26 protein-coding genes are annotated in these 22296 nt (G+C 42.4%); 18 read left to right on the forward strand and 8 right to left on the reverse strand.

The features are described 5' to 3' along the window. Nucleotides 1–6 precede the first annotated feature (6 nt). From ELZ47_RS03285 to nth, 3 genes are all read left to right on the forward strand, one after another. A complete protein-coding gene (locus tag ELZ47_RS03285) occupies nucleotides 7–1182 on the forward strand; it encodes a 3-phosphoglycerate dehydrogenase family protein (RefSeq protein ID WP_126435245.1) in 1176 nt (391 codons plus the stop codon). A gap of 135 nt (nucleotides 1183–1317) precedes the next feature. Further along, complete coding sequence (locus ELZ47_RS03290; RefSeq protein ID WP_125331171.1) at nucleotides 1318–1671, forward strand: arsenate reductase family protein; 354 nt, start codon at nucleotides 1318–1320, stop codon at nucleotides 1669–1671. A gap of 94 nt (nucleotides 1672–1765) precedes the next feature. Then, nucleotides 1766–2395, forward strand: a complete 630-nt coding sequence (nth, locus tag ELZ47_RS03295) for an endonuclease III (protein WP_002905943.1) — start codon at nucleotides 1766–1768, stop codon at nucleotides 2393–2395. A gap of 27 nt (nucleotides 2396–2422) precedes the next feature. Here nth and ELZ47_RS03300 read toward each other — a convergent pair whose 3' ends face one another. Together ELZ47_RS03300 and ELZ47_RS03305 are read right to left on the reverse strand one after the other, a co-directional pair. Beyond that, entirely contained in the window at nucleotides 2423–2809 is a 387-nt protein-coding gene (locus ELZ47_RS03300; protein ID WP_125331172.1) for a bleomycin resistance protein, read from the reverse strand. An 11-nt stretch (nucleotides 2810–2820) separates the two neighbouring features. Beyond that, complete coding sequence (locus ELZ47_RS03305; RefSeq protein WP_126435246.1) at nucleotides 2821–3648, reverse strand: exodeoxyribonuclease III; 828 nt, start codon at nucleotides 3646–3648, stop codon at nucleotides 2821–2823. 141 nt (nucleotides 3649–3789) lie between these two features. On the opposite strand from ELZ47_RS03305, the gene ELZ47_RS03310 reads away from it, so the two are divergent. After that, complete coding sequence (locus tag ELZ47_RS03310) at nucleotides 3790–4245, forward strand: DUF3290 family protein (protein ID WP_002897090.1); 456 nt, start codon at nucleotides 3790–3792, stop codon at nucleotides 4243–4245. Next, nucleotides 4242–4874, forward strand: a complete 633-nt coding sequence (locus tag ELZ47_RS03315) for a DUF421 domain-containing protein (RefSeq protein ID WP_126435247.1) — start codon at nucleotides 4242–4244, stop codon at nucleotides 4872–4874. The genes ELZ47_RS03310 and ELZ47_RS03315 overlap by 4 nt, the downstream gene beginning before the upstream one ends. A gap of 49 nt (nucleotides 4875–4923) precedes the next feature. Here the strand turns inward: ELZ47_RS03315 and ELZ47_RS03320 are convergent, their stop codons facing one another. Further along, nucleotides 4924–5505: a DUF805 domain-containing protein gene (locus tag ELZ47_RS03320; protein ID WP_126435248.1), complete on the reverse strand. Its 582-nt coding sequence runs from the start codon at nucleotides 5503–5505 to the stop codon at nucleotides 4924–4926. Nucleotides 5506–5675: 170 nt separating this feature from the next. Further along, nucleotides 5676–6002: a DUF805 domain-containing protein gene (locus tag ELZ47_RS03325; RefSeq protein WP_126435249.1), complete on the reverse strand. Its 327-nt coding sequence runs from the start codon at nucleotides 6000–6002 to the stop codon at nucleotides 5676–5678. Between the two features lie 244 nt (nucleotides 6003–6246). On the opposite strand from ELZ47_RS03325, the gene metG reads away from it, so the two are divergent. The 12 genes from metG to lacG all read left to right on the forward strand — a co-directional run bounded on the left by metG (nucleotide 6247) and on the right by lacG (nucleotide 17848). After that, nucleotides 6247–8241, forward strand: coding sequence for a methionine--tRNA ligase (metG, locus tag ELZ47_RS03330; protein WP_126435250.1), 1995 nt, complete (start codon nucleotides 6247–6249; stop codon nucleotides 8239–8241). Nucleotides 8242–8378: 137 nt separating this feature from the next. After that, nucleotides 8379–8513, forward strand: coding sequence for a hypothetical protein (locus tag ELZ47_RS12050; RefSeq protein ID WP_002903218.1), 135 nt, complete (start codon nucleotides 8379–8381; stop codon nucleotides 8511–8513). Between the two features lie 4 nt (nucleotides 8514–8517). Next, entirely contained in the window at nucleotides 8518–9174 is a 657-nt protein-coding gene (locus ELZ47_RS03335) for a DUF4230 domain-containing protein (protein WP_126435251.1), read from the forward strand. Between the two features lie 216 nt (nucleotides 9175–9390). Beyond that, entirely contained in the window at nucleotides 9391–10146 is a 756-nt protein-coding gene (locus ELZ47_RS03340; protein ID WP_126435252.1) for a DeoR/GlpR family DNA-binding transcription regulator, read from the forward strand. 210 nt (nucleotides 10147–10356) lie between these two features. Continuing rightward, nucleotides 10357–10782, forward strand: coding sequence for a galactose-6-phosphate isomerase subunit LacA (lacA, locus tag ELZ47_RS03350; RefSeq protein ID WP_126435253.1), 426 nt, complete (start codon nucleotides 10357–10359; stop codon nucleotides 10780–10782). A gap of 16 nt (nucleotides 10783–10798) precedes the next feature. After that, nucleotides 10799–11314 carry a galactose-6-phosphate isomerase subunit LacB gene (gene lacB / locus ELZ47_RS03355; protein ID WP_126435254.1) on the forward strand — a complete coding sequence of 172 codons (516 nt, stop codon included), beginning with the start codon at nucleotides 10799–10801 and terminating at the stop codon, nucleotides 11312–11314. A gap of 12 nt (nucleotides 11315–11326) precedes the next feature. Next, on the forward strand, nucleotides 11327–12256 hold the full coding sequence (locus ELZ47_RS03360; protein WP_126435255.1) for a tagatose-6-phosphate kinase: 930 nt from the start codon (nucleotides 11327–11329) through the stop codon (nucleotides 12254–12256). A 3-nt stretch (nucleotides 12257–12259) separates the two neighbouring features. After that, nucleotides 12260–13240, forward strand: a complete 981-nt coding sequence (gene lacD, locus ELZ47_RS03365; protein ID WP_002899822.1) for a tagatose-bisphosphate aldolase — start codon at nucleotides 12260–12262, stop codon at nucleotides 13238–13240. A 196-nt stretch (nucleotides 13241–13436) separates the two neighbouring features. After that, nucleotides 13437–14270, forward strand: coding sequence for a PRD domain-containing protein (locus ELZ47_RS03370; RefSeq protein WP_126435256.1), 834 nt, complete (start codon nucleotides 13437–13439; stop codon nucleotides 14268–14270). A gap of 49 nt (nucleotides 14271–14319) precedes the next feature. Continuing rightward, nucleotides 14320–14637 carry a PTS lactose/cellobiose transporter subunit IIA gene (locus ELZ47_RS03375; RefSeq protein ID WP_002894735.1) on the forward strand — a complete coding sequence of 106 codons (318 nt, stop codon included), beginning with the start codon at nucleotides 14320–14322 and terminating at the stop codon, nucleotides 14635–14637. Further along, the gene (locus ELZ47_RS03380; RefSeq protein WP_126435257.1) at nucleotides 14637–16343 is read left to right on the forward strand and encodes a lactose-specific PTS transporter subunit EIIC; all 1707 of its coding nucleotides are present in this window, start codon (nucleotides 14637–14639) and stop codon (nucleotides 16341–16343) included. The genes ELZ47_RS03375 and ELZ47_RS03380 overlap by 1 nt, the downstream gene beginning before the upstream one ends. 98 nt (nucleotides 16344–16441) lie before the next feature. Continuing rightward, entirely contained in the window at nucleotides 16442–17848 is a 1407-nt protein-coding gene (gene lacG, locus ELZ47_RS03385; RefSeq protein ID WP_126435258.1) for a 6-phospho-beta-galactosidase, read from the forward strand. Nucleotides 17849–17902: 54 nt separating this feature from the next. On the opposite strand, the gene ELZ47_RS03390 is transcribed toward lacG, so the two are convergent. Continuing rightward, on the reverse strand, nucleotides 17903–18112 hold the full coding sequence (locus ELZ47_RS03390; protein WP_002894739.1) for a helix-turn-helix domain-containing protein: 210 nt from the start codon (nucleotides 18110–18112) through the stop codon (nucleotides 17903–17905). 12 nt (nucleotides 18113–18124) lie between these two features. Continuing rightward, complete coding sequence (locus tag ELZ47_RS03395) at nucleotides 18125–18652, reverse strand: DUF2975 domain-containing protein (RefSeq protein WP_125353263.1); 528 nt, start codon at nucleotides 18650–18652, stop codon at nucleotides 18125–18127. A gap of 293 nt (nucleotides 18653–18945) precedes the next feature. On the opposite strand from ELZ47_RS03395, the gene ELZ47_RS03400 reads away from it, so the two are divergent. Then, entirely contained in the window at nucleotides 18946–19506 is a 561-nt protein-coding gene (locus ELZ47_RS03400) for a hypothetical protein (protein ID WP_126435259.1), read from the forward strand. 151 nt (nucleotides 19507–19657) lie between these two features. Here ELZ47_RS03400 and ELZ47_RS03405 read toward each other — a convergent pair whose 3' ends face one another. Further along, a complete protein-coding gene (locus tag ELZ47_RS03405; protein WP_126435260.1) occupies nucleotides 19658–20854 on the reverse strand; it encodes a ferric reductase-like transmembrane domain-containing protein in 1197 nt (398 codons plus the stop codon). A 158-nt stretch (nucleotides 20855–21012) separates the two neighbouring features. Then, on the reverse strand, nucleotides 21013–22227 hold the full coding sequence (locus ELZ47_RS03410; RefSeq protein WP_126435261.1) for a DUF2974 domain-containing protein: 1215 nt from the start codon (nucleotides 22225–22227) through the stop codon (nucleotides 21013–21015). Nucleotides 22228–22296: the final 69 nt, after the last annotated feature.

Raw genomic sequence — 22296 nt, forward strand, 5'->3', positions numbered from 1 at the left:
GAATCTATGGTCTTTAGTGTCAAAACCTTTAACAATATCAATCAAATCGGGCTCAAGGAGCTTGGCAATGCTTTTCAGATTGACGGAGACAAGTCTGACAATCCAGATGCTTATATCCTGCGCAGTCAAAACCTGCATGGACAAGATTTTCCAAGCAAGCTCAAAGCCATTGCGCGGGCAGGTGCAGGAACCAATAATATTCCTGTCGACCAGGCAACGGCTCAGGGAATTGTGGTCTTCAACACGCCAGGAGCTAATGCCAATGCGGTGAAAGAAGCGGTCTTGGCTTCCATTCTCCTTTCTGCGCGTGACTATATCGCAGCTAACAGCTGGGCTAATGGACTTTCTGGTGATGATGTTCCCAAGCAAGTGGAAGCTGGTAAGAAGCAGTTTGCTGGGACAGAGATTTCAGAGAAGACTTTGGGAGTCATTGGGCTGGGAGCCATCGGCGGCCGTATTGCCAACGATGCCTATCGTCTGGGAATGAACGTCCTTGGCTATGATCCTTATGTATCCATTGAAACAGCTTGGAATATCTCTAGCCATGTCAAGCGGGTAGCAGATATCAAGGAAATCTTTGAGAAGAGTGACTATATCACTATCCATGTGCCCCTGACTGAGGATACACGTGCTACTTTCGATCAGGAGGCTTTTGGTCTCATGCAAAAGGGAACAACCCTTATCAACTTTGCCCGTGGCGAGCTGGTGGACAATGCTGCCCTCTTTGATGCCTTAGAAGCTGGTGTAGTCAAGCGCTATATCACAGACTTTGGTGTAGAAGAACTGCTCCGTCATCCACAGATTACTGTCTTTCCGCATCTGGGCGGCTCGACCGAAGAAGCTGAGCTAAACTGTGCTATTATGGCTGGGAAAACTATCCGCCGCTTCATGGAAACGGGGGAAATTATCAACTCTGTGAATTTCCCTAATGTCCGTCAGGCTCTCTCAGCACCTTATCGGATTACCCTGATTAACAAAAATGTACCGAATATTGTGGCTCGGATTTCAACAGCGGTCAGTGATTTAAATATCAATATCGACAATATCATCAATCGCTCCAAAGGCGATTATGCCTATACTTTGTTGGATCTGGATGAGTCGGACGAAAGCAAGATTCAGGAGCTGGTTGATAGATTTGAGAATAGTGACAATATTGTGCGAGTGCGTTTAATTAAAAAATAATCGAAAAATAGAGGTGTTTCTTTATGGAATGCGTCTGTACCAGCCGATGAGCCGTTCGCTTGTCGGCTTTTTCTAATGAGTCTCGGCTTGACAAGAAGGAGCTAGCTGGGCTATCATAGGGACGGAGGAAAAACAATGTTACAATTTATCGAATACCCCAAATGCTCTACCTGCCGCAAGGCCAAGGCTGAGCTCAATCAATTAGGAGTGGACTTTGAAGAGGTGGATATTGTCCAAAATACACCTAGCCGGGACCAGCTCCTAGACTGGATCCAGAACTCGGACTTTGAGCTCAAGGCCTTTTTCAATACTAGCGGTCTCAAATACCGTGAGCTGGGTCTAAAAGAAAAAGTTCTGCATTTGTCTGCTCAGGAAGCTGCAGATTTACTGGCTACAGACGGCATGCTGATTAAAAGACCGCTTCTGGTTCGAGATAACCAAATCTTGCAGATTGGCTACCGGAAGGCGTATGAAGAGTTAGGTTTGTAAAGTATTAAGAACAGCTGCATTCTCAATCATGATTTTTGGATGCTTCTTCTTTTCATGATATAATAAATCTATCTCAATCTTAGAAAGAAGAATCATGGTTTTATCAAAAAAACGGGCTCGACATGTCATTGAAGAGATTATTGCCCTCTTTCCTGATGCCAAGCCCAGTCTGGATTTTCGCAATCACTTTGAGCTTTTGGTAGCGGTCATGCTGTCGGCTCAGACGACAGATGCTGCGGTCAATAAGGCAACGCCGGCTTTATTTGAAGCCTATCCAAGTCCTCAAGACATGGCTGCGGCTGGTGAAGCAGACATTGCTAAATACATCTCCCGCCTAGGGCTCTATCGCAACAAGGCCAAGTTTTTGAAGAAATGCGCCCAGCAACTTTTGGACGATTTTGATGGCCAAGTCCCGCAAACGCGAGCTGAGTTGGAAAGTCTGGCAGGTGTCGGTCGCAAGACGGCCAATGTAGTTATGAGTGTTGGCTTTGGTATTCCAGCCTTTGCTGTCGATACCCATGTGGAGCGCATCTGCAAACACCATGATATCGTTAAAAAGTCAGCAACGCCACTAGAAGTAGAAAAGCGAGTTATGGATGTCCTTCCACCGGAACGTTGGCTGCCTGCCCATCAGGCTATGATATACTTTGGCCGAGCCATCTGCCATCCCAAAAATCCCGAGTGCGATCACTATCCACAACTCTATAACTTTAAAGACATTTAAAAAGCGAGGTCTGATGACTTCGCTTTCTTACTCACTAAATCTTAAAAAATAACCATCTGGATCCAAAATCGCAAATTCATGAGGGTAAATAAAGCTATCTCCCACTCGAAATTCTCTTTTTGTCAGGGGACGATGGATGGGATAGTCAGCTTCCAGCAGTTTTTGGTGGAGCTGAGGAACATCCTCAATGCCAAAGGAAATATTGATACCGCGCCCGAAAGGATAGGTTAGTTGGGCTAATTCTTCTGCGCTGCCTTCTTCTAGCATAAGTTGGCAGTCTTCAAGTGAGAGGAAGAGAAATTTCTCCTCTGGACGCTCGTATTCGACAGAGAATCCCAGCAAGTTGCAGTAGAAGTGGCGTGATTTTTCGATGTCAGATACCACAAATTCAGGAATGACAGCTTGATAGTCCATTCGTTTTCTCCTTAGAGTTCAATCTCCATGACAATGGGTGTGTGGTCTTGGCGCGCACCGGAGTCAATCATATCAGACTTGGTCACTTTGTCAGCCACACGGTTGCTGGTCAGCCAGTAGTCGATTCTCCAGCCTGTGTTGTTGATTTTAGAAGTTTTGCTACGTTGCGCCCACCAAGTGTATTGGTCAGGGATATCGCCGTGTAAGTGGCGGAAGGTGTCGGTGAAGCCTTTAGCCAGCAGGTTGGTGAAGCCAGCACGTTCTTCGTCAGTAAAGCCTGGTGAACGGCGGTTGCTTGCTGGATTGGCCAAGTCGATTTCCTTGTGGGCCACATTGTAGTCGCCAGTAGCGAGAACTGGTTTTTGTTCATCTAGTCTTGCCAAGTATTCAGCGTATTTGGCATCCCAGACTTGACGGTCATCCAAGCGTTTGAGGCCATCGCCAGCATTGGGCGTATAAACTTGAGTGACAAAGAAACCATCAAATTCCAGCGTAATGATGCGGCCTTCAACATCCATGGTTGATGGAGCGCCGATTTCTGGGAAGGTTATGGTTGGCGTCAGTTCTTTTTTGTAGAGAAACATGGTTCCGGCATAGCCCTTACGAGCTGGCTCTTGGGAAGAGCGCCAGGTGTTTTCATATTCTGGGAAAAGATTTGTCAAAATCTCCAGGTGCTTTTTAGTCGGACCTGTTGCAGACAGTTTTGTTTCCTGAATGGCGATAATATCTGCATTTTCTGCTTGCAAGGTTTGAAGGACTGCTTGAGAGAGCTGAGCTCGGGCAGAATCACTGGTTAATGCGGCGTTGAGAGAATCAATGTTCCAAGAGATGAGTTTCATAAAATTTCCTTTTCTAGTAAAATTTACTGAGTTTATTATAACAAAATTTAGGAATGATTTATAGCAAAGTGATTGTAAGAAAGCTTGAAAAATAATGAAAATTTTTCTATAATTATCCAAGAAAAATAGAGGGAAGAAACCATGAAATTCTATTCTTATGATTATGTTTTGAGTCAGATCAGCCAGCAAAACTGGGTGACAGTTGCGCTTTCTGTCTTGCTGCTGCTTGTGACAGGATTTTTTGCTTTTAAGGCCTACCGCAATAAGCGTGATTCAAAATTCCGGGAACTAGCCATCATCTCTGTTTTGGCCTTGGTGGCTATGGTCTTGATTGGCATTAGCAATTTTCAGACTGACCAAGACTCTAACAACCAGTTTCAAACCTCTCTGCATTTTATTGAGGTCATTTCAGAAGACTTGGGTGTGGATAAGTCGGAGGTCTATGTCAATACTTCAGCCGCAACTGATGGAGCGATTTTGAAAGTCGGAAAGAACTTTTATCGGGCTATGAGCGGTAGTGAGCCGGATAAATATTTGCTTGAAAAAATTGACTTGCATAAGACGACAGATATCGAAATAGTGGAGGTTGAAAAATGACATTGAATTTTCTTGAAATCCTAATTAAGCTAGCGCTGGGGCTTTTCTCACTGGTTTTTGTCATCAATGTGACGGGAAAAGGCAATCTGGCGCCAAATTCAGCAATCGACCAGATTCAAAACTATGTCCTTGGTGGCATTATCGGTGGGGTGATTTATAATAGCTTCATTAACATTCTTCAGTATGCTGTCATTCTCATCATGTGGACCATCTTGGTCTTGACCCTAAAGTGGCTCAATAACAATGTCCGTGCGGTTAAGCATTTGATTGATGGCAAGCCGACAACGTTGATTCAGCATGGGAAATTGATTCCCGAAGCCTGCCGTTCTGTTGGTCTTTCAGCAGCAGATGTGGCTTTGAAGCTGCGCAGCCAAGGTATTTTCCAGCTCAAGCAGGTCAAACGGGCGGTTATAGAACAAAACGGCCAGCTGATTATTGTACAGGCTGGTGAAGAGAATCCTAAATATCCCCTTATCACAGATGGTGTTGTCCAAATTGATATTCTGGAGTCTATTGATAAAACAGAAGAGTGGCTGGTGGAGAGACTGGCTAAAGACGGCTATAATGATATTTCTAATATCTTCATCGCTGAGTATGAAAGCGGCAACTTGAATGTTGTGACCTATTGAGAAAATCTTGCAAAGAGAAAGCCATTCCAGAAGCGGAATGGCTTTTGCTTTATTCAAATGGACTTTGCTCGTTTTCAGGTGATGCAAAGTTTTGTTGAGGATTAGGCTGATTTTGATAGGGGTTCTGATCAAATTGCTGTCCTGAATAATTTTGCTGATTTTGATAGGAGTTCTGACCAAATTGCTGCCCTTGATAATTTTGCTGGTTTTGATAAGAATTTTGGGCAAATTGTTGTTCTTGATAATTCTGATTGTTATAGAAATTATTAACAGCAGGTTCATATTTAGTAGGCTGGCAATAAAACACCAACAGAATTAAACGACCCACTAATGGGACTAAGTACAATAAGATAAGTGCCCAATGATAGCCACCATCCCGCAAGCGACGGACTTGAATAGCGAGAGAGGGAAGAAGAATTGCAATAAAATAGACCACAATTAGACCTGCTAAGGTGTTAGATAAGGCTCCTCCAGTCTCAGAGTTCAAAACTGTTTCAATCACAAGAGCAATGCAAAGTATTAGAATCATTACTAAAAAATGGCAGAGAATGGGCCACCAAAAATCTGGGCGAGTTGAGCGACCGGTGAAGTCTACATAGCCCTTCCAAAATTTTTTATATGCATCAATCATATTAAAATTCCTTTTATTATTTTTTTATTTAGTGTACTATATTTGCCCTATGATTGCAAGTTTTCAGAAAATACTAGGTATTATACTAGGTGTTTTAATGTAATATTGCAAGATAAAAACCAACCCGTTTGGATTGGTCCTACCATTAGAAAGTGATGAAACTTGATTTTTTAGTATTCTGAGGGTTGACAGAGGAAGAAAAGTAGAATGAAATTACCAATAACTGGAATAAAAGACACGAAGATAAAAGCCCAATGGTAACCAGCATCTCTCAGACGGCGAATAGACAGAGATAGATTAGGAATGATATTAAAGAAACCATAAATCTGAATTAGCGATAGAAGAGGAGCTGCATCCTCTCCAACCGTAAGTAAGAAAATTATAGATAAGATAGTTATCAACATATTGGCAAATATAGCCCACCAATAATCTGGGCGATCTGACCGCCCGGCGAAGTCAAAAGCTCTCCGCCAAAAATCAAGATATGCATAAATCATAATAATCTCCTAATTAATTTATTTATCTTATTATATTATAAATCACTAAATATTGCAATTTAATTTTTGTTTTTAGCAGTACATCCCTCTTCACCCTCGTTGAGCAGATACATCTAAGTTGGCAATCCATTGTTTTATTTTTCAAATGGTGATAAAATAAAGTGTTGAAGTTTGCGGTTTATCTGCGTGATAAATGGCAATTTCCGAATAAAAAGAGGTCTCATTTGCCTCCTAAGGAGAAATCATGTCTGAAAAGAACTTTTATATTACAACCCCTATTTACTATCCGAGCGGTAAGCTCCACATCGGTTCTGCCTATACGACCATTGCTTGTGATGTTCTGGCTCGTTACAAGCGTCTCATGGGCTACGATGTTTTCTATCTGACTGGTCTTGACGAGCATGGACAGAAGATTCAGGCCAAGGCAGAGGAGGCTGGCATTAGTCCTCAAGCTTATGTCGATAGTATGGCAGTTGGGGTCAAGGAACTCTGGAAATTGTTAAACATTTCTTATGATAAATTTATCCGGACGACCGATGACTACCATGAAAAGGTTGTAGCCGATGTCTTTGAACGCCTCTTGGCCCAAGATGATATTTACTTGGGTGAATATTCAGGTTGGTATTCGGTTTCAGATGAGGAATTCTTTACTGAAAGCCAGCTGGCAGAAGTCTTCCGTGATGAAAATGGAAAGGTAACCGGCGGAATTGCACCGTCAGGACACGAAGTGGAGTGGGTATCAGAAGAGTCTTACTTCCTCCGCCTCAGCAAGTACCAAGACCGCTTGGTAGAATTTTTCAAATCTCATCCAGACTTTATTACGCCAGATGGTCGCCTTAATGAAATGCTGAGAAACTTCATTGAGCCAGGTCTGGAAGACTTGGCCGTATCTCGGACGACCTTTACTTGGGGCGTGCCGGTGCCATCTAATCCTAAACACGTTGTCTATGTCTGGATTGATGCTCTGCTCAACTATGCGACTGCTCTTGGCTACGGTCAGGATGATCATGCTAACTACGATAAATTCTGGAATGGAACAGTCTTCCACATGGTGGGCAAGGACATTCTGCGTTTCCACTCTATCTACTGGCCAATCCTGCTCATGATGCTGGATATTAAGCTGCCCGACCGCTTGATTGCCCACGGTTGGTTTGTCATGAAGGATGGCAAGATGTCCAAGTCTAAGGGCAATGTGGTCTATCCTGAAATGCTGGTAGAACGCTATGGCTTGGATGCCCTGCGTTATTACCTCATGCGCAGTCTTCCGGTGGGATCTGATGGAACATTCACACCTGAGGACTATGTGGGTCGTATCAACTATGAGTTAGCTAATGACCTAGGCAACTTGCTCAACCGTACGGTTTCTATGATTAACAAGTACTTTGACGGTCAGGTGCCAGCCTATGAAGAAAATGTGACAGACTTTGACGGAGCTCTGGCTCAGGTGGCATCTGAATCCATCTCTGACTACTACAAACACATGGATGCAGTTGACTACCCACGTGCCCTGGAAGCAGTCTGGACGCTCATCTCCCGCACTAATAAATATATTGATGAAACAGCTCCCTGGGTTCTGGCTAAGGATGATTCCAAGGTCAAAGAACTGGCAGCAGTTATGAGCCATTTGGCAGCTAGCCTCCGTGTTGTTGCCCACATGATTGAGCCTTTCATGATGGAAACCAGCAAGGCTGTCCTTAGCCAACTTGGCTTGCCTCAAGCGGATTCACTGGAAAACCTAGCAATTGACCAGCTCCCAGCAGGTCTGACAGTTGTAGGGGAAGGAACACCAATCTTCCCGCGTCTGGATATGGAAGAAGAAATTGCCTATATCAAAGAACAAATGGAAGGCAACAAACCTACGGTTGAAAAAGAATGGAATCCAGAAGAAGTCGAGCTCAAACTCAACCGCAAGGAAATCAAATTTGATGATTTCGATAAGGTGGAAATTCGTGTCGCAGAAGTCAAAGAGGTTTCTAAAGTTGAAGGCTCGGATAAGCTTCTTCAGTTCCGCTTGGATGCAGGAGACGGTGAGGACCGCCAAATCCTCTCTGGTATTGCTAGATACTATCCAAACGAGCAAGAACTGGTCGGTAAGAAAGTCCAAATCGTAGCCAACCTCAAACCACGTAAAATGATGGGCCGCATCAGCCAAGGTATGATTCTATCAGCCGAGCACGGCGACCAACTGACTCTCCTTACTGTGGACGAGAAAGTCCCCAATGGAAGTTTGATTGGATAACAATCTTTGATCTAATGACAATCCCCCAGCAAGAGGTTGCTGGGGGATTTTTGATGTAAATATTCTCTTTGAAACCGCTTAACAAAAGGTATATATATTTATATAATTTTTATTGAAAAAGTTTTAGGAGTTATATTATGAAAATAGTAAAAATTGCATCACTTGTTTTGTTGTTGCTTTTAATTGTCATTCTCTTTCCGCTGAATCCTTATTTAGCAGCTTTTCTAGCTATTATTAGCCTTGGAACAGCATTTTTGATTCGGAGGAAGTAGTATAATGAAAATAGTTAAGGATTTCATAAAAAAAGTTTTGGGGGCTAAGATTTACGTTTGGATTGTGGTAGCCGTTCTTGCTATCTTTTTTGTTGTTGCGAAAACTTATAATATCATTGGATTTTTCCAAGGTAAAAACGCTTCAGATGAACGAAGCCAAATCTATACGCAAATCACTCGCTTGGAGAAAGTCAACGAAAGTGTTTTTTTGGATGTTGGCATTCAAAAGGTTGAAGTGATTGAGAAAGATAAGAAATTACCTGGTACCAATTTCAGAATTCCATTGTCTGTTAAGAAAGCAATCATCATTCTTAACTATACAGCTAAATTTGGGATTAAAGAAGGAGTCAAGGTTAAGAAAATTGCTGATCATGAATATGAGTTGACTATCCCTAAATATGAAGTTATAGGAGTTAAGGTTTCAGATGATCCCAAAGAGCGATACAAACTATATGACACGAGTGGTCAGCTGCTGAGTGGTGCAACAGAAAATATTGATACTGGAGAGCATGTTGCTAAATCTCTTAGCAATAAAGAACAGGAAGAATATCTTAAGCAATATAAAAATCTCATTACAGAATCCGCAGAACATTATTATAAAACTATTGTTACTAGTATTGACCCAGAAGCTAAAGTGACCTTTAAAAATGTAAATCAATAGGTATTAAAATTTCTTTATAGTGATACAGTTTGGCATATTGTGAAATATATCGTTCTATCAACTGGAGAAAGCATCTTGCACATCATTGCGAGGTGCTTTTTTATGTCCTATACCATATCGCAAACCCTCATTTTTGTTTAAAACAAACAAAAAATATGGAAAAAAACAGAAAAATGAGTTATAATAAACAAAACTAGAGTGTAGAGAGGCTAAAGTATGGGAAAAAATCAGAGACAAGATGAAATAATTAGGCTGGTTGATCGAGCTGGGACAGTGACGGTTGCTGAGATTGTAGAGAGTATGAAGGTCTCCGACATGACGGTTCGGCGGGACTTGATTGAGTTGGAAAGTAAAGGACTGCTGACTCGTGTTCACGGTGGGGCTAAAAGTAATCAGCACCTCAAGTATAGAGAAATCCCTCATGAAGAGAAGCTTTATCAGAATATTGAGGCCAAGCGGACTGTGGCCAAAAAGGCTGTGGAGCTGATTGAAGATGGCGATACTATTTTTCTTGGGCCGGGGACTTCAGTGGAAGTACTGGCTGAGGAAATCAGCAATCAGCATCTGCGCGTGATTACCAACTGTCTGCCGATTTTTCACGATCTTCTGAAGAAGAAGTCGGATACCTTCAAAGTATTTCTCCTTGGTGGGGAGATGCGGGAAGCGACTCAAGCCTTTGTCGGCGAGATGACCAATGCCATCATGGACAAGATGTATTTTACCAAGATGTTTTTCAGTGGCAATGGTATCAAAAACGGGCAGATTATGACCTCTTCTTTTGAAGAGGCCTATACTCAGAAGTTAGCTTTGGAGCGCTCGACAGAGACCTACCTATTGATTGATTCTTCTAAGATTGGCAAGGAAGATTTCACCTCTATCTGTCCTTTGGCTGATATTACAGCTGTTATCACAGACCAGATGTCTGAAAATGCTCAAGAAGAACTGGAGGTTTATACCAAGATTATTTCCTAGTTTATTTTAAATGGATGAAAAAATTATCAAAAGGCTCTTTTTAGGGCTTTTTTTGTTTATTTTAATCATCTTTAAAAAATATTTTGATTAAAATAAACAAAAAATCTGTTGACAAATAACTTTTAAAGGAGTATAGTATGATTATAGGAAACAGAAAATGTTTTTTATAAACAATATTCTGTGCAAAAAATCAAACAAAGGAGAATGCTCATGGCAATTATTATTGGAGCAGATGCTGCTGGAAGCAAGCTGAAAGATGTGGTCAAGGATTTTCTCGTCGGAGAAAACTTTGAAGTAATGGATGTGACGAAAGAAGGTCAAGATTTTGTTGATGTGACCCTTGCAGTTGCGGCTGAGGTGAATAAACAAGAGGAAAATCTTGGTATTGTCATTGACGCTTATGGTGCTGGTCCATTTATGGTAGCGACCAAAATCAAAGGGATGGTAGCGGCGGAAGTCTCAGATGAACGCTCTGCCTACATGACTCGCGGCCATAACAACTCTCGCATGATTACGATGGGAGCTGAAATCGTTGGTGAAGGGCTGGCTAAGAACATTGCCAAAGGCTTTGTCAATGGTAAATACGACGGCGGCCGCCACCAAATCCGGGTCGACATGCTCAACAAAATGTGCTAAGAAAAGGAGAAGTCAAATGAAAATTGCAATTGGATGTGACCATATCGTTACCAATGAAAAAATGGCAGTCGTAGATTTCTTGAAATCAAAAGGCTACGAAGTACTGGACTACGGAACTTATGACCATGTGCGGACCCACTACCCTATCTACGGAAAAAAGGTAGGAGAAGCTGTGGCCAGTGGCAAGGCGGATCTGGGAATCTGTATTTGCGGTACTGGTGTCGGGATTAACAATGCGGTTAATAAGGTGCCGGGCATCCGCTCAGCTCTGGTGCGCGATATGACCTCGGCTCTCTATGCTAAGGAAGAACTCAACGCCAATGTTATCGGTTTTGGTGGAAAAATCACTGGTGAGCTCCTCATGTGCGACATCATCGAAGCTTTCATTCATGCGGAGTACAAGCCGACTGAAGAAAACAAGAAGTTGATTGCTAAGATTGAGCACGTTGAAAGTCATAATGCTCACCAAGCAGATGATAATTTCTTTACAGAATTTCTTGAAAAATGGGATCGTGGAGAGTACCACGATTAGAGAGGTAGCTAGATGATTCTTACAGTGACCATGAATCCTTCTATTGATATTTCCTATCCCTTAGAAGAATTGAAAATTGATACTGTTAATCGTGTTTCGGAAGTCAGTAAAACAGCAGGCGGCAAGGGTCTCAACGTAACTAGGGTCTTGGCGGAAATTGGAGACCATGTCGCTGCGACGGGACTGATTGGTGGGAATAATGGGGAATTTTTATTACAAAATCTCCACGCAAATGTTCAACCTTCCTTCTACAATATTTCTGGAGCGACGAGAAACTGCATTGCCATTCTGCACGAAGGCAAGCAAACAGAAATACTGGAAGCCGGTCCGACTATTACAGCGGATGAGGCAAATGGTTTTTTACATCATTTTAAATCATTAATGGAATCAGCTGAGGTAGTTAGTATCTCGGGCAGTCTGCCAGCGGGCCTGCCGACAGAATACTATATCCAGCTGATTGAAATGGCTAATCAAGCTGGCAATAAGGTGGTGCTGGATTGCTCCGGAGCAGCTCTGGAAGCTGTACTCAAATCAGATGTCAAACCAACTGCCATCAAACCAAATAACGAGGAACTTTCTCAGTTATTGGGTCGCGAAGTTTCCAAAGATTTGGATGAGTTAAAAGCTGTCCTTTCAGAACCGCTCTTTGATGGAATCGAGTGGATCATCGTATCACTCGGTGAAGATGGAGCTTTTGCTAAGCACTGGGATACTTTCTATAAAGTAGATATTCCTAAAATCCAAGTGGTCAATCCAGTTGGCTCTGGAGACTCAACTGTTGCAGGGATCTCTTCAGCCTTGAGTCATCAAGAAGATGATGTCTCTCTGCTCAAAAAAGCAAATGTTCTGGGCATGCTCAATGCCCAAGAAAAAATGACTGGTCATGTCAACGTTGAAAACTACGATGGCCTATACAATCAAATCACAGTAAAAGAGGTATAAAGAATGGTATTAACAGAACAAAAACGCAAGTACATGGAAAAACTTTCTGACGAGAATGGCATCATTTCTGCCTTGGCATTTGACCAACGCGGTGCTTTGAAACGCCTTATGGCTCAACACCAGGAAGCAGAACCAACAGTAGCTCAAATGGAAGAACTGAAGGTTTTGGTTGCAGAAGAGCTAACTCCTTATGCTTCATCTATGCTTCTGGATCCTGAGTATGGACTGCCTGCTACTAAGGCTTTGGACAAGAATGCTGGCTTGCTATTGGCCTATGAAAAGACAGGTTATGATACTTCTAGTACCAAGCGCCTGCCAGACTGTCTGGATGTTTGGTCAGCAAAACGCATCAAAGAACAAGGTGCGGATGCGGTGAAATTCCTCCTTTACTATGATGTAGATAGCTCTGACGAACTCAACCAGCAAAAGCAGGCTTATATCGAGCGTGTGGGGTCAGAGTGTGTGGCAGAAGATATTCCTTTCTTCCTTGAAATCTTGGCTTACGATGAAAAGATTGCGGATGCTTCCAGCGCTGAGTACGCTAAAGTAAAGCCACACAAGGTTATCGGTGCTATGAAGGTCTTCTCAGACCCACGTTTCAACATTGATGTCTTGAAAGTGGAAGTACCAGTCAATGTTAAATACGTTGAAGGCTTTGGCGATGGTGAAGTAGTGCATACTAAAGAACAAGCTGCTGCCTTCTTCAAGGAACAAGATGAGGCGACTAACCTGCCATACATCTACTTGAGTGCTGGTGTATCAGCGAAACTCTTCCAAGAAACACTTGTTTTCGCTCATGAGTCAGGTGCTAACTTCAACGGCGTTCTCTGCGGACGTGCGACTTGGGCTGGCAGTGTCAAAGACTACATTGAGCAAGGTGAAGAAGCAGCTCGCAAGTGGCTTCGTACAACAGGATTTGAAAATATTGATGAGCTCAACAAGGTTCTTCAAAAAACAGCTACCTCTTGGAAAGAAAGAGCCTAAAATTTGTTAAAAAATAAATAAAGTAAGGGTTTACATTCTGAGACTGGTATGCTATAATGAAATCAGAAATTGAATAGGGTGAGCGTTACTAAGTTGGATTAGGCGTGACCGCAAATAAATTGAGGGAAGATATAGCCTCGGTTTGTTTGTGGTCTTTTTCTTTTGCCAGAACCCTAGAAAATGAAGAGGAGGAGATATGTATCGAATCATACATCCTATGAACAACAATGTTGCTCTAGCCAAACATGAAAATGGTGAAGAGGTTGTTCTGATTGGCAGTGGCATAGCTTTTAATAAAAAGAAGGGTGACATCGTTCTGGAAAGTAAGATTGAGAAAATCTTTCGCCTAAGAACGGAAGAGTCTAAAGAAAACTTTGTGGCCTTGCTCAAAGATGTTCCACTGGACTTTATCACAGTGACCTATGATGTGATTGACACCCTTTCTAAGAAGTATGATTACCCAGTCCAGGAGTATATCTATGTCACGCTGACGGATCACACCTACTGTTCATATCAGGCTGTGCAGCAGGGGCGGTACAAGGAGAGTGATCTGCCGGATGCTTCGGACAAATACCCTGTCCCTTATCAGATTGCTCAGGAAGCAGTAGCGATATACCGCGAGCGGTTGTTGGATCATTTCCCTAGCGACGAGGTCAATCGCATTGCATATCACTTTATCAATGCTGAAGGGGAGACCAATCCTGAGGGGCAAAGTCACTTGGGCAGGCGAAAAGATATTCTGGCTGCTGTTGAAGCAGAGCTGAAGAAAAATGGTATTAAAAGAAGTGCAGAAAACAGCAACTTTTATGACCGTTTTATGATTCACTTGAACTACTTTTTGGACTATCTGGACAGAAGCCGTGATGACAATGTTTCCCTGCTGGAAATGGAAAGTCAGATCCAGATGACCTATCCTCAAGCCTATCAGGTCGGAAGTGATATTTACCACATCATTGCCCAGAAGACGGGAATTGATATCTACCGCAGCGAACGGGTCTACCTGGTGTTGCATATTCAACGTCTTTTATAAATAGAAAACAATAATAACATTTTACATAAGAATACAAGGAGGAACTCTCATGAATAGAGAAGAAGTAACATTGCTCGGTTTTGAAATTGTGGCCTACGCTGGTGACGCTCGCTCCAAGCTCCTGGAAGCTTTGAAAGCCGCAGAAGCTGGGGATTTTGCTAAGGCAGACGCCTTGGTAGAAGAAGCCAATGGTTGCATCGCTGAAGCTCACCATGCTCAGACCAGTCTCTTGACAAAAGAAGCGGCTGGTGAGGACTTGGCTTACAGTGTGACCATGATGCACGGCCAAGACCACCTAATGACTACCATCTTGCTAAAAGACATGATGCACCATTTGATTGAACTATACAAAAGAGGAGTAAAATAATGAACAAACTCATCGGACTTATTGAGAAAGGGAAGCCTTTCTTTGAGAAGATTTCTCGGAATATTTATCTTCGTGCTATTCGGGATGGCTTTATCGCTGGTATGCCAGTTATCCTCTTCTCATCTATCTTTATCTTGATTGCCTATGTGCCAAATGCTTGGGGCTTCCACTGGTCTAAGGACATTGAAACTTTCCTAATGACCCCCTATAGCTATTCGATGGGGATTCTGGCTTTCTTTGTGGGTGGGACTACTGCCAAGGCTCTGACTGACTCTGTCAACCGCGACCTGCCTGCGACAAACCAGATTAACTTCTTGTCTACTATGCTGGCTTCTATGGTCGGCTTCCTCCTCATGGCAGCTGAGCCTGCCAAGGAAGGTGGCTTCCTGACTGCCTTCATGGGAACCAAAGGTCTTTTGACAGCTTTCATCGCAGCTTTTGTTACGGTTAATGTCTACAAGGTTTGTGTAAAAAATAATGTCACCATTCGCATGCCAGAAGAAGTTCCACCAAATATCTCGCAAGTATTTAAAGACTTGATTCCATTTACTGTATCAGTTGTTCTGCTCTACGGTTTGGAACTGCTTGTTAAAGCAAGTCTAGGAGTAACCGTTGCTGAATCCATCGGAACACTTCTCGCTCCGCTCTTCTCAGCGGCAGATGGCTATCTGGGAATCACTCTTATCTTTGGTGCTTACGCTTTCTTCTGGTTCGTGGGAATTCACGGTCCGTCTATCGTTGAGCCTGCCATTGCTGCCATTACTTATGCCAATATCGATGCTAACTTGGCTCTGGTTCAAGCTGGTCAGCATGCGGATAAGGTCATCACTTCTGGTACGCAAATGTTTATCGTTACTATGGGTGGTACTGGTGCGACCTTGATTGTTCCATTCCTCTTCATGTGGATCTGTAAGTCCGAGCGTAACCGTGCAATTGGACGGGCATCTGTTGTCCCAACTTTCTTTGGTGTCAATGAGCCCATTCTCTTTGGTGCTCCAATCGTACTGAATCCGATTTTCTTTATTCCATTTATCTTTGCTCCTATCGCAAACGTATGGATTTTTAAATTCTTTGTTGATACCTTAAACATGAACTCCTTCTCAGCCAACCTTCCTTGGGTGACACCTGGACCTCTGGGAATTGTGCTGGGTACGAACTTCCAGCTTCTGTCCTTTGTTCTTGCAGCCCTTCTTGTCGTAGTGGATGTGATTATTTATTATCCATTTGTCAAGGTTTATGACGAACAAATCCTAGAAGAAGAACGTTCTGGCAAAGCTAATGATGCTCTTAAAGAAAAAGTAGCAGCTAACTTTAACACTGCTAAAGCAGACGCTATCCTTGAAAAAGCAGGAGTGGATGAAGAAGCTCCAGCGCAAAACAATATTAGCGAAGAAACCAATGTTCTGGTGCTCTGTGCAGGAGGTGGTACTAGCGGATTGCTGGCCAACTCTTTGAATAAAGCAGCAGCTGAATACAATGTTCCTGTCAAAGCAGCAGCGGGCGGCTACGGTGCTCACCGTGAAATGCTGCCTGAGTTTGACCTGGTTATCCTGGCTCCTCAAGTTGCCTCCAACTTTGAAGACATGAAGGCGGAAACTGATAAGTTGGGTATCAAGCTAGCTAAGACTGAAGGCGGCCAATACATCAAATTAACCCGTGATGGTAAAGGAGCACTGGCCTTCGTGCAGGAACAATTTAACAACTAATTTGTTAGTTCATTTGAGGTGAAGCAAAGTTCAATTCCTCTGTTACTTACCTATTTACTTATTTGTTTCACCTCAAATGCTATTGAAAGGAAAATAAGATGACAAAAAGCTTACCTAAAGATTTTATTTTCGGTGGTGCAACAGCGGCCTATCAAGCTGAGGGAGCAACCCACACAGATGGAAAAGGACCTGTTGCCTGGGATAAGTACCTAGAGGATAACTACTGGTACACGGCAGAACCTGCCAGTGACTTTTACCATAAATACCCTGTGGATCTGAAATTGGCTGAAGAGTATGGCGTCAATGGGATTCGGATTTCCATTGCTTGGTCACGGATTTTCCCGACAGGCTATGGCGAGGTCAATCCAAAAGGTGTTGAATTTTACCATAATCTTTTCGCAGAATGCCACAAGCGTCATGTAGAACCTTTTGTGACCCTTCACCACTTTGATACACCAGAGGCTCTTCATTCAAATGGCGATTTCCTCAATCGGGACAACATTGAGCACTTTGTGGACTATGCGGCTTTCTGTTTTGAAGAATTTCCAGAAGTTCGCTATTGGACGACTTTTAATGAAATTGGACCCATTGGAGACGGCCAGTACTTAGTTGGAAAATTCCCCCCAGGTATCCAGTATGACTTGGCCAAGGTTTTCCAATCCCATCACAACATGATGGTCTCTCATGCCCGTGCCGTTAAGCTATATAAGGATAAGGGCTACAAGGGTGAAATCGGTGTCGTTCATGCACTTCCGACAAAATATCCTTATGATCCAGAAAATCCAGCAGATGTCAGAGCGGCAGAATTGGAAGATATTATTCATAACAAATTTATCCTAGATGCAACTTATCTGGGACACTATTCAGATGTGACTCTGGCAGGTGTAAATCACATCCTTAAGGTCAATGGTGGCCAGCTGGATCTGCGAGATGAAGACTTTGCGGCTTTAGAAGCAGCTAAAGATCTTAATGACTTCCTTGGCATCAACTACTATATGAGTGACTGGATGCGCGACTTTGACGGTGAAACAGAAATTATCCATAACGGAAAAGGCGAAAAGGGAAGCTCCAAGTACCAGATTAAGGGTGTAGGGCGCAGAGAATCTCCAACCCATATACCAAAAACTGATTGGGATTGGATTATCTATCCGCAAGGTCTTTATGATCAGATCATGAGGATTAAGAAAGAATATCCAAACTACAAGAAGATTTATATCACAGAAAATGGTCTGGGTTATAAAGATGAATTTGTGGACAATACAGTTTACGACGATGCTCGCATTGACTACGTCAAGCAGCATCTGGAAGTTTTATCCGATGCGATTGCGGATGGGGCTAATGTCAAGGGATACTTTATCTGGTCTCTGATGGATGTCTTTTCTTGGTCTAACGGTTATGAAAAACGCTACGGTTTATTCTACGTAGACTTCGAAACGCAGGAACGCTATCCGAAGAAATCCGCTCACTGGTATAAGAAACTAGCCGAAACACAAATGATTGAATAGAAAAGCAAAACTCCCATCCTTAGCTAAATGAAATTGGCTAGGACGGGAGTTTTTTTATTCTTCATCATCTGTAAATTCTAGAATGTCTCCGGGCTGGCAATCAAGGGCCTGACAGATAGCATTGAGGGTGCTAAAACGGATAGCCTTAGCCTTGCCCGTTTTGAGAATGGAAAGGTTGGCGTTGGTGATACCGATGATATCGGCCAGTTCTCCCAGTTTCATCTTTTTCTTGGCCAGCTGGACATCAAGATTAACGATAATCATGATAGCAGCCTCCTAGATGGTAAATTCATTTTCTTCAGCTATATCAATCCCCTTTTCTAGAATTTTCATCATCAGCCAAATAATCAGAGCGCCCAAGAGAGGTGTAAAGCTCACACTGGCGTTAAAAGAGAAGGGGAGGGTGATGGGATTGCCTGATGCAGCAACTTTAACGGAAAGAAAGGTCAGAGCCAGAAAGACTTTCCATGCCCGATTGGCTAGTTGGGTATTCGATGAATCAAAAATCTTTCCACCAATCAAATTTTTGATGAAATTACGAGCAAGATAGATGAGATAAATAGTCAAAGAAGCTGTGAGAAGATTTATAACAAAGGCTAGAATACTCCACCAATTTGAAAAATCAACTGAGGGCAGAAATTGAACATTGAGCTTTATTCCCAACCTGTCGGAAAGACCGGTGTAAGAAATCACACTTAGGATAGTAAGAAACACCAGAATAGCAGCATAACCCACTATGATAAGGTTTAATAGAGTAACAATATCTTTGAGTAAAGAGTTATTTTTTAATTCAATCTTTTTCATGATGCTTACCTCTATCGAAAATCAGCCGGCAGTAGATTTTCTTTTCCTTTTATTCTTATTATAATCTATTTTTTATTGTATTTCAAGAAAAATATATCGAAAAACGATAAAAAGCAAAAACAAATTTCCTTCTATCATAAAAGTAATTCCTTATTTTTTATGCTATACTGTTTTCAAATTAATTCAAGGAGGAAAAAATGGGAATTTTTGATTTCTTTAAAAAATAGTCGGATTTTTGACAGCTCATTAGTTTTATTCTATAATGAAATTACTTATTATTTAAGGAGATAAAAATGAAAAAGATTTTTTCAGCCAGCGTGGTTTTTTTAGCAGCAGTTACCTTAGCAGCATGTTCAAATAATCATTCATCCGTTACTTCTAAATCTTCAGAAAGCAAGGCTGCTTCTAGCTCAGTTAAAAAGTCTTCAAAATCAAGCAGTAAAGAAAGTAACTCAAGCAGCTCAAGTACTTCGTCAAGTGCCAATCTAGAAACACCTGACTTTGTCTTGGTTACAGACGAAGAAATCGCTAACGCAACAACAATTGGTGATTTAAAAACCGTCTATAATAAGCTTGCGGATAATTACATCAAATATAGTGGAGAAATTAGAGAAAAACTCCCTGAGTCTGAAAGAGCTGATTTTGACAAAGAAGCGGAAACAGCTTTGAAAGCTTTTGAAGAATCAAAACAGACTCTTAGTGATCAATTATCTCAGTTTGGTCCAGATGATTTAGAAGTTCCGACAGAAGTACGGGACCCGTTCCTGCAAAGCGTAAAAGAAAAACGCGATAAACTGGTAAATGTTTTGAAAATGTCTTATCTGTTTGTTTCAAACATGCCTAAAAAACAGTAAGATTGATGATTGAAATTAGTCCTTATTCTCTGGAGAAGATTCTTCCGAATTAGGTAGACTTTCGAAGCTGTATCTTGATTCCGCTCCATCCATTACTAGACAATAAAACATCAGGAGCAACCTTATTGTTGCTCCTGATGTTTTATACTCTTTATTTAAATTTAAAGCCTTCATAGACCAGATCTGCTTTAGGATTGGTCTTTTTAAATTCGTTGGCTAGTTTATCCATCATCTTGACAGGTCCGCACATGAAGACGGTAGTTTTGTCGTCCAAAGGATAATTCTTGAAGTCCAAATAGCCAGAGACCTTGCTATCGACCAAATGAAGGTCAAACTGCGGATTCTTGGCCGCATAGTCTTTGAGGAGATCTAGGTAAACAGCATTTTCAGCTCCAGTATAAGCGTAGTAGAAGCTGACTGGACGATTCAGATTAGGATTTTCACGGATATAGGAGATGAAGGGAGTAATGCCAATCCCACCAGCAATCCAGATTTGCTTTTCCTGGCCTTGCTCAAGAATCATATGGCCGTATGCTCGGTCAATAGTGACCTTGGTTCCCTCTTGGATCTTGTCATAAAGTTTCTTAGTGTGATCGCCAGATTTCTTAATAGTAAAGTAGACGATATTGTCATGACCACCAGAGATAGAGAAGGGATGTGGCGCTTTTTCAAATCCTTCTTGGAAAATCTTGACGAAGGCAAACTGACCGTACTGGTAGTCTAACTTTTGACTGAGTTGAATCTTCAACTCCACGGTATCGTGGTTCAGTCGCTTGACTTGCAGAATTTTTCCCAGATGGCGAAAGGCCAAACTTTGATAGAGGAAGATGATGTAAAAGCCAGAAGCTAAACCGATGATAGCGTAGAATCCGACTACGAAACCTAGCAAGGTCGGTGTTAGGAGTCGACCGCCCATCAGCATATAGGCGTGGAAGAGACCAAAGATATAGGCCAAATAAACAAAGCGATGAATCCAGCGCCAAGCCTCATATTTGATGTGCTTGCCAAGATAGGCCACCAGAACAATGCTGACAAATAGATAGATGCCGACGTTCCCAAGTTGGGCTGCCAGATGAGAGCCCCAGAGACTGCCACCCATAGCAACATTGTGGAGAGCAAGTAGGACGACGGAAAAGATAGCTGTAAACTTATGATAGACGTACATCTTTTCGATGCCATGGAACCAATTTTCCAAAAGGGCGTTCCGAGTCGCAAGTAAAAAGGTCAGCGAAAGGGTGGTCAAGGCCAGACCGGGTACAATAAAGTTGGTCATTCCAGCTGAAGCCCAAGCATAGATGGTCAGGATTATGCTAACAGCGATAAGGGCGATTCCTTTGATAGATTTCATGATGGTGTCCTTTCTGATTTTTATCACTACTTAGTTGTAAATGAATTTGTTACATTCTAACAAAGAAAAAACAAGCTGTCAAGATAAGAGCTTGTTTTGTTTTTGGTATGGATATGTCAAGTCTTCCCTTAGCCAAGCTATAGAAGAGATTTGTGATTTTACTCTTGAACCTCTGCGGCAGTGTCTTCCTTTTTGTCAGTCTCAGACTGGCCGAAAGGCAACTGCTTGCTCCAGCGTGATAGGTTTTCTCGGATATCCTTGCCAATAGCAGAAGGCTTAGGCAAGTTAATGGAGTCTTTCCAGCTTTGGACACGCATATCCAGTAGAAGTTTGGACAAGCGTAGTAGCATGTCACGTTCTTGGTCTGTTAGAGATTGAGCATTTTTCAGGATTTCGAGAACTTTGTTAAAGTTTTCAACATTGGACAGTTCGTCGACAGACTGGATACCAGCATCCAAAATCAGTCCGAAAAAGAGATCGAAAAAGTCTTTAAGTTCTTCATCTGAAACGGTGCTCACCCAATTTTTAAAGGTTTTGTCTATCTGCAGGCTCTCTGCATCTAGTGTATCCAGCAATAGGAAAGAGTTCCCCTTGATCTTCCACGAAAAGGTGTCGTGCTGGGCAAAGCCGCCGATGCCACTGCTTTTGACAATCCTAGCTTCCTTAGGTGTTTCCAGCATCATGCCAATGATGGAGTTTTGAGGCAGGTATCGCTTCATCTTTTCTACCATGGCCTGATAGCCATCGCTTTCGGTGACAGAGTGATTGAGGCCGGGAGAGTCATAACTGTATATGGCTTCAATGCGGTCTTGGAGCGACGCAACCATCTGACTGGCCGCATAAGAAGCCAGGTTTCCCCCTTTGGAATGACCGGTTAGGATAAAGTTGCCGGGTAGATTTTCTAAGGCCTTCTGCAGGTAGCGGGCGGCCATTTTCTGAGCAGGGATTTGATCCATATAGGTCATGTGGAAGTCTTCCTTCCAGCCGACAATGGAGTCGTCCGTACCCCGAAAGACCAGGACATAGGTATCAGGCTTGATTTTGAAAATCAAGGCAGCGAATTGCTTCTGGATATCTTGGTCAACGTCATTGACATAGCCCATCAGTTTTAGATTTTTAAAGCGGGTAGAGGCTGCGGCCGAATCTAGCAGTTTTAGTCGGTTTTTGCTGACCATCATGGAGAGGTCGCGCGGTACTTGATTGGCCAAATCCAGCAATCGGCAGTCGCAGTAGGGGGACATGTCCTCGTGCACCAGTTGCTCAAAAGGCAAGTAGGTCAGCTCTGTCAGAATTAGCAGGTCCAACTCATTAAATGGTCTATCATAAATGCTGTCATGCTGAACTTCTTCAAGGTAAGTAAAAATATTGCTCATGGTTTATCTCCAATTTCTACTAGTTAGTATAGCATATTTTTCTAAGAGATTTTGACTTTTCCAGAAAAA

Source organism: Streptococcus sanguinis, assembly GCF_900635155.1.
Classification (GTDB): Bacteria; Bacillota; Bacilli; order Lactobacillales; family Streptococcaceae; genus Streptococcus; species Streptococcus sanguinis_G.

Excerpts from the sequence above, each read along its gene's own strand:
- ELZ47_RS03285 (WP_126435245.1), top strand. The coding sequence starts at position 7 with ATGGTCTTTAGTGTCAAAACCTTTAACAATATCAATCAAATCGGGCTC.
- ELZ47_RS03290 (WP_125331171.1), top strand. The coding sequence starts at position 1,318 with ATGTTACAATTTATCGAATACCCCAAATGCTCTACCTGCCGCAAGGCC.
- nth (WP_002905943.1), top strand. The coding sequence starts at position 1,766 with ATGGTTTTATCAAAAAAACGGGCTCGACATGTCATTGAAGAGATTATT.
- ELZ47_RS03300 (WP_125331172.1), bottom strand. The coding sequence starts at position 2,809 with ATGGACTATCAAGCTGTCATTCCTGAATTTGTGGTATCTGACATCGAA.
- ELZ47_RS03305 (WP_126435246.1), bottom strand. The coding sequence starts at position 3,648 with ATGAAACTCATCTCTTGGAACATTGATTCTCTCAACGCCGCATTAACC.
- ELZ47_RS03310 (WP_002897090.1), top strand. The coding sequence starts at position 3,790 with ATGAAATTCTATTCTTATGATTATGTTTTGAGTCAGATCAGCCAGCAA.
- ELZ47_RS03315 (WP_126435247.1), top strand. The coding sequence starts at position 4,242 with ATGACATTGAATTTTCTTGAAATCCTAATTAAGCTAGCGCTGGGGCTT.
- ELZ47_RS03320 (WP_126435248.1), bottom strand. The coding sequence starts at position 5,505 with ATGATTGATGCATATAAAAAATTTTGGAAGGGCTATGTAGACTTCACC.
- ELZ47_RS03325 (WP_126435249.1), bottom strand. The coding sequence starts at position 6,002 with ATGATTTATGCATATCTTGATTTTTGGCGGAGAGCTTTTGACTTCGCC.
- metG (WP_126435250.1), top strand. The coding sequence starts at position 6,247 with ATGTCTGAAAAGAACTTTTATATTACAACCCCTATTTACTATCCGAGC.
- ELZ47_RS12050 (WP_002903218.1), top strand. The coding sequence starts at position 8,379 with ATGAAAATAGTAAAAATTGCATCACTTGTTTTGTTGTTGCTTTTAATT.
- ELZ47_RS03335 (WP_126435251.1), top strand. The coding sequence starts at position 8,518 with ATGAAAATAGTTAAGGATTTCATAAAAAAAGTTTTGGGGGCTAAGATT.
- ELZ47_RS03340 (WP_126435252.1), top strand. The coding sequence starts at position 9,391 with ATGGGAAAAAATCAGAGACAAGATGAAATAATTAGGCTGGTTGATCGA.
- lacA (WP_126435253.1), top strand. The coding sequence starts at position 10,357 with ATGGCAATTATTATTGGAGCAGATGCTGCTGGAAGCAAGCTGAAAGAT.
- lacB (WP_126435254.1), top strand. The coding sequence starts at position 10,799 with ATGAAAATTGCAATTGGATGTGACCATATCGTTACCAATGAAAAAATG.
- ELZ47_RS03360 (WP_126435255.1), top strand. The coding sequence starts at position 11,327 with ATGATTCTTACAGTGACCATGAATCCTTCTATTGATATTTCCTATCCC.
- lacD (WP_002899822.1), top strand. The coding sequence starts at position 12,260 with ATGGTATTAACAGAACAAAAACGCAAGTACATGGAAAAACTTTCTGAC.
- ELZ47_RS03370 (WP_126435256.1), top strand. The coding sequence starts at position 13,437 with ATGTATCGAATCATACATCCTATGAACAACAATGTTGCTCTAGCCAAA.
- ELZ47_RS03375 (WP_002894735.1), top strand. The coding sequence starts at position 14,320 with ATGAATAGAGAAGAAGTAACATTGCTCGGTTTTGAAATTGTGGCCTAC.
- ELZ47_RS03380 (WP_126435257.1), top strand. The coding sequence starts at position 14,637 with ATGAACAAACTCATCGGACTTATTGAGAAAGGGAAGCCTTTCTTTGAG.
- lacG (WP_126435258.1), top strand. The coding sequence starts at position 16,442 with ATGACAAAAAGCTTACCTAAAGATTTTATTTTCGGTGGTGCAACAGCG.
- ELZ47_RS03390 (WP_002894739.1), bottom strand. The coding sequence starts at position 18,112 with ATGATTATCGTTAATCTTGATGTCCAGCTGGCCAAGAAAAAGATGAAA.
- ELZ47_RS03395 (WP_125353263.1), bottom strand. The coding sequence starts at position 18,652 with ATGAAAAAGATTGAATTAAAAAATAACTCTTTACTCAAAGATATTGTT.
- ELZ47_RS03400 (WP_126435259.1), top strand. The coding sequence starts at position 18,946 with ATGAAAAAGATTTTTTCAGCCAGCGTGGTTTTTTTAGCAGCAGTTACC.
- ELZ47_RS03405 (WP_126435260.1), bottom strand. The coding sequence starts at position 20,854 with ATGAAATCTATCAAAGGAATCGCCCTTATCGCTGTTAGCATAATCCTG.
- ELZ47_RS03410 (WP_126435261.1), bottom strand. The coding sequence starts at position 22,227 with ATGAGCAATATTTTTACTTACCTTGAAGAAGTTCAGCATGACAGCATT.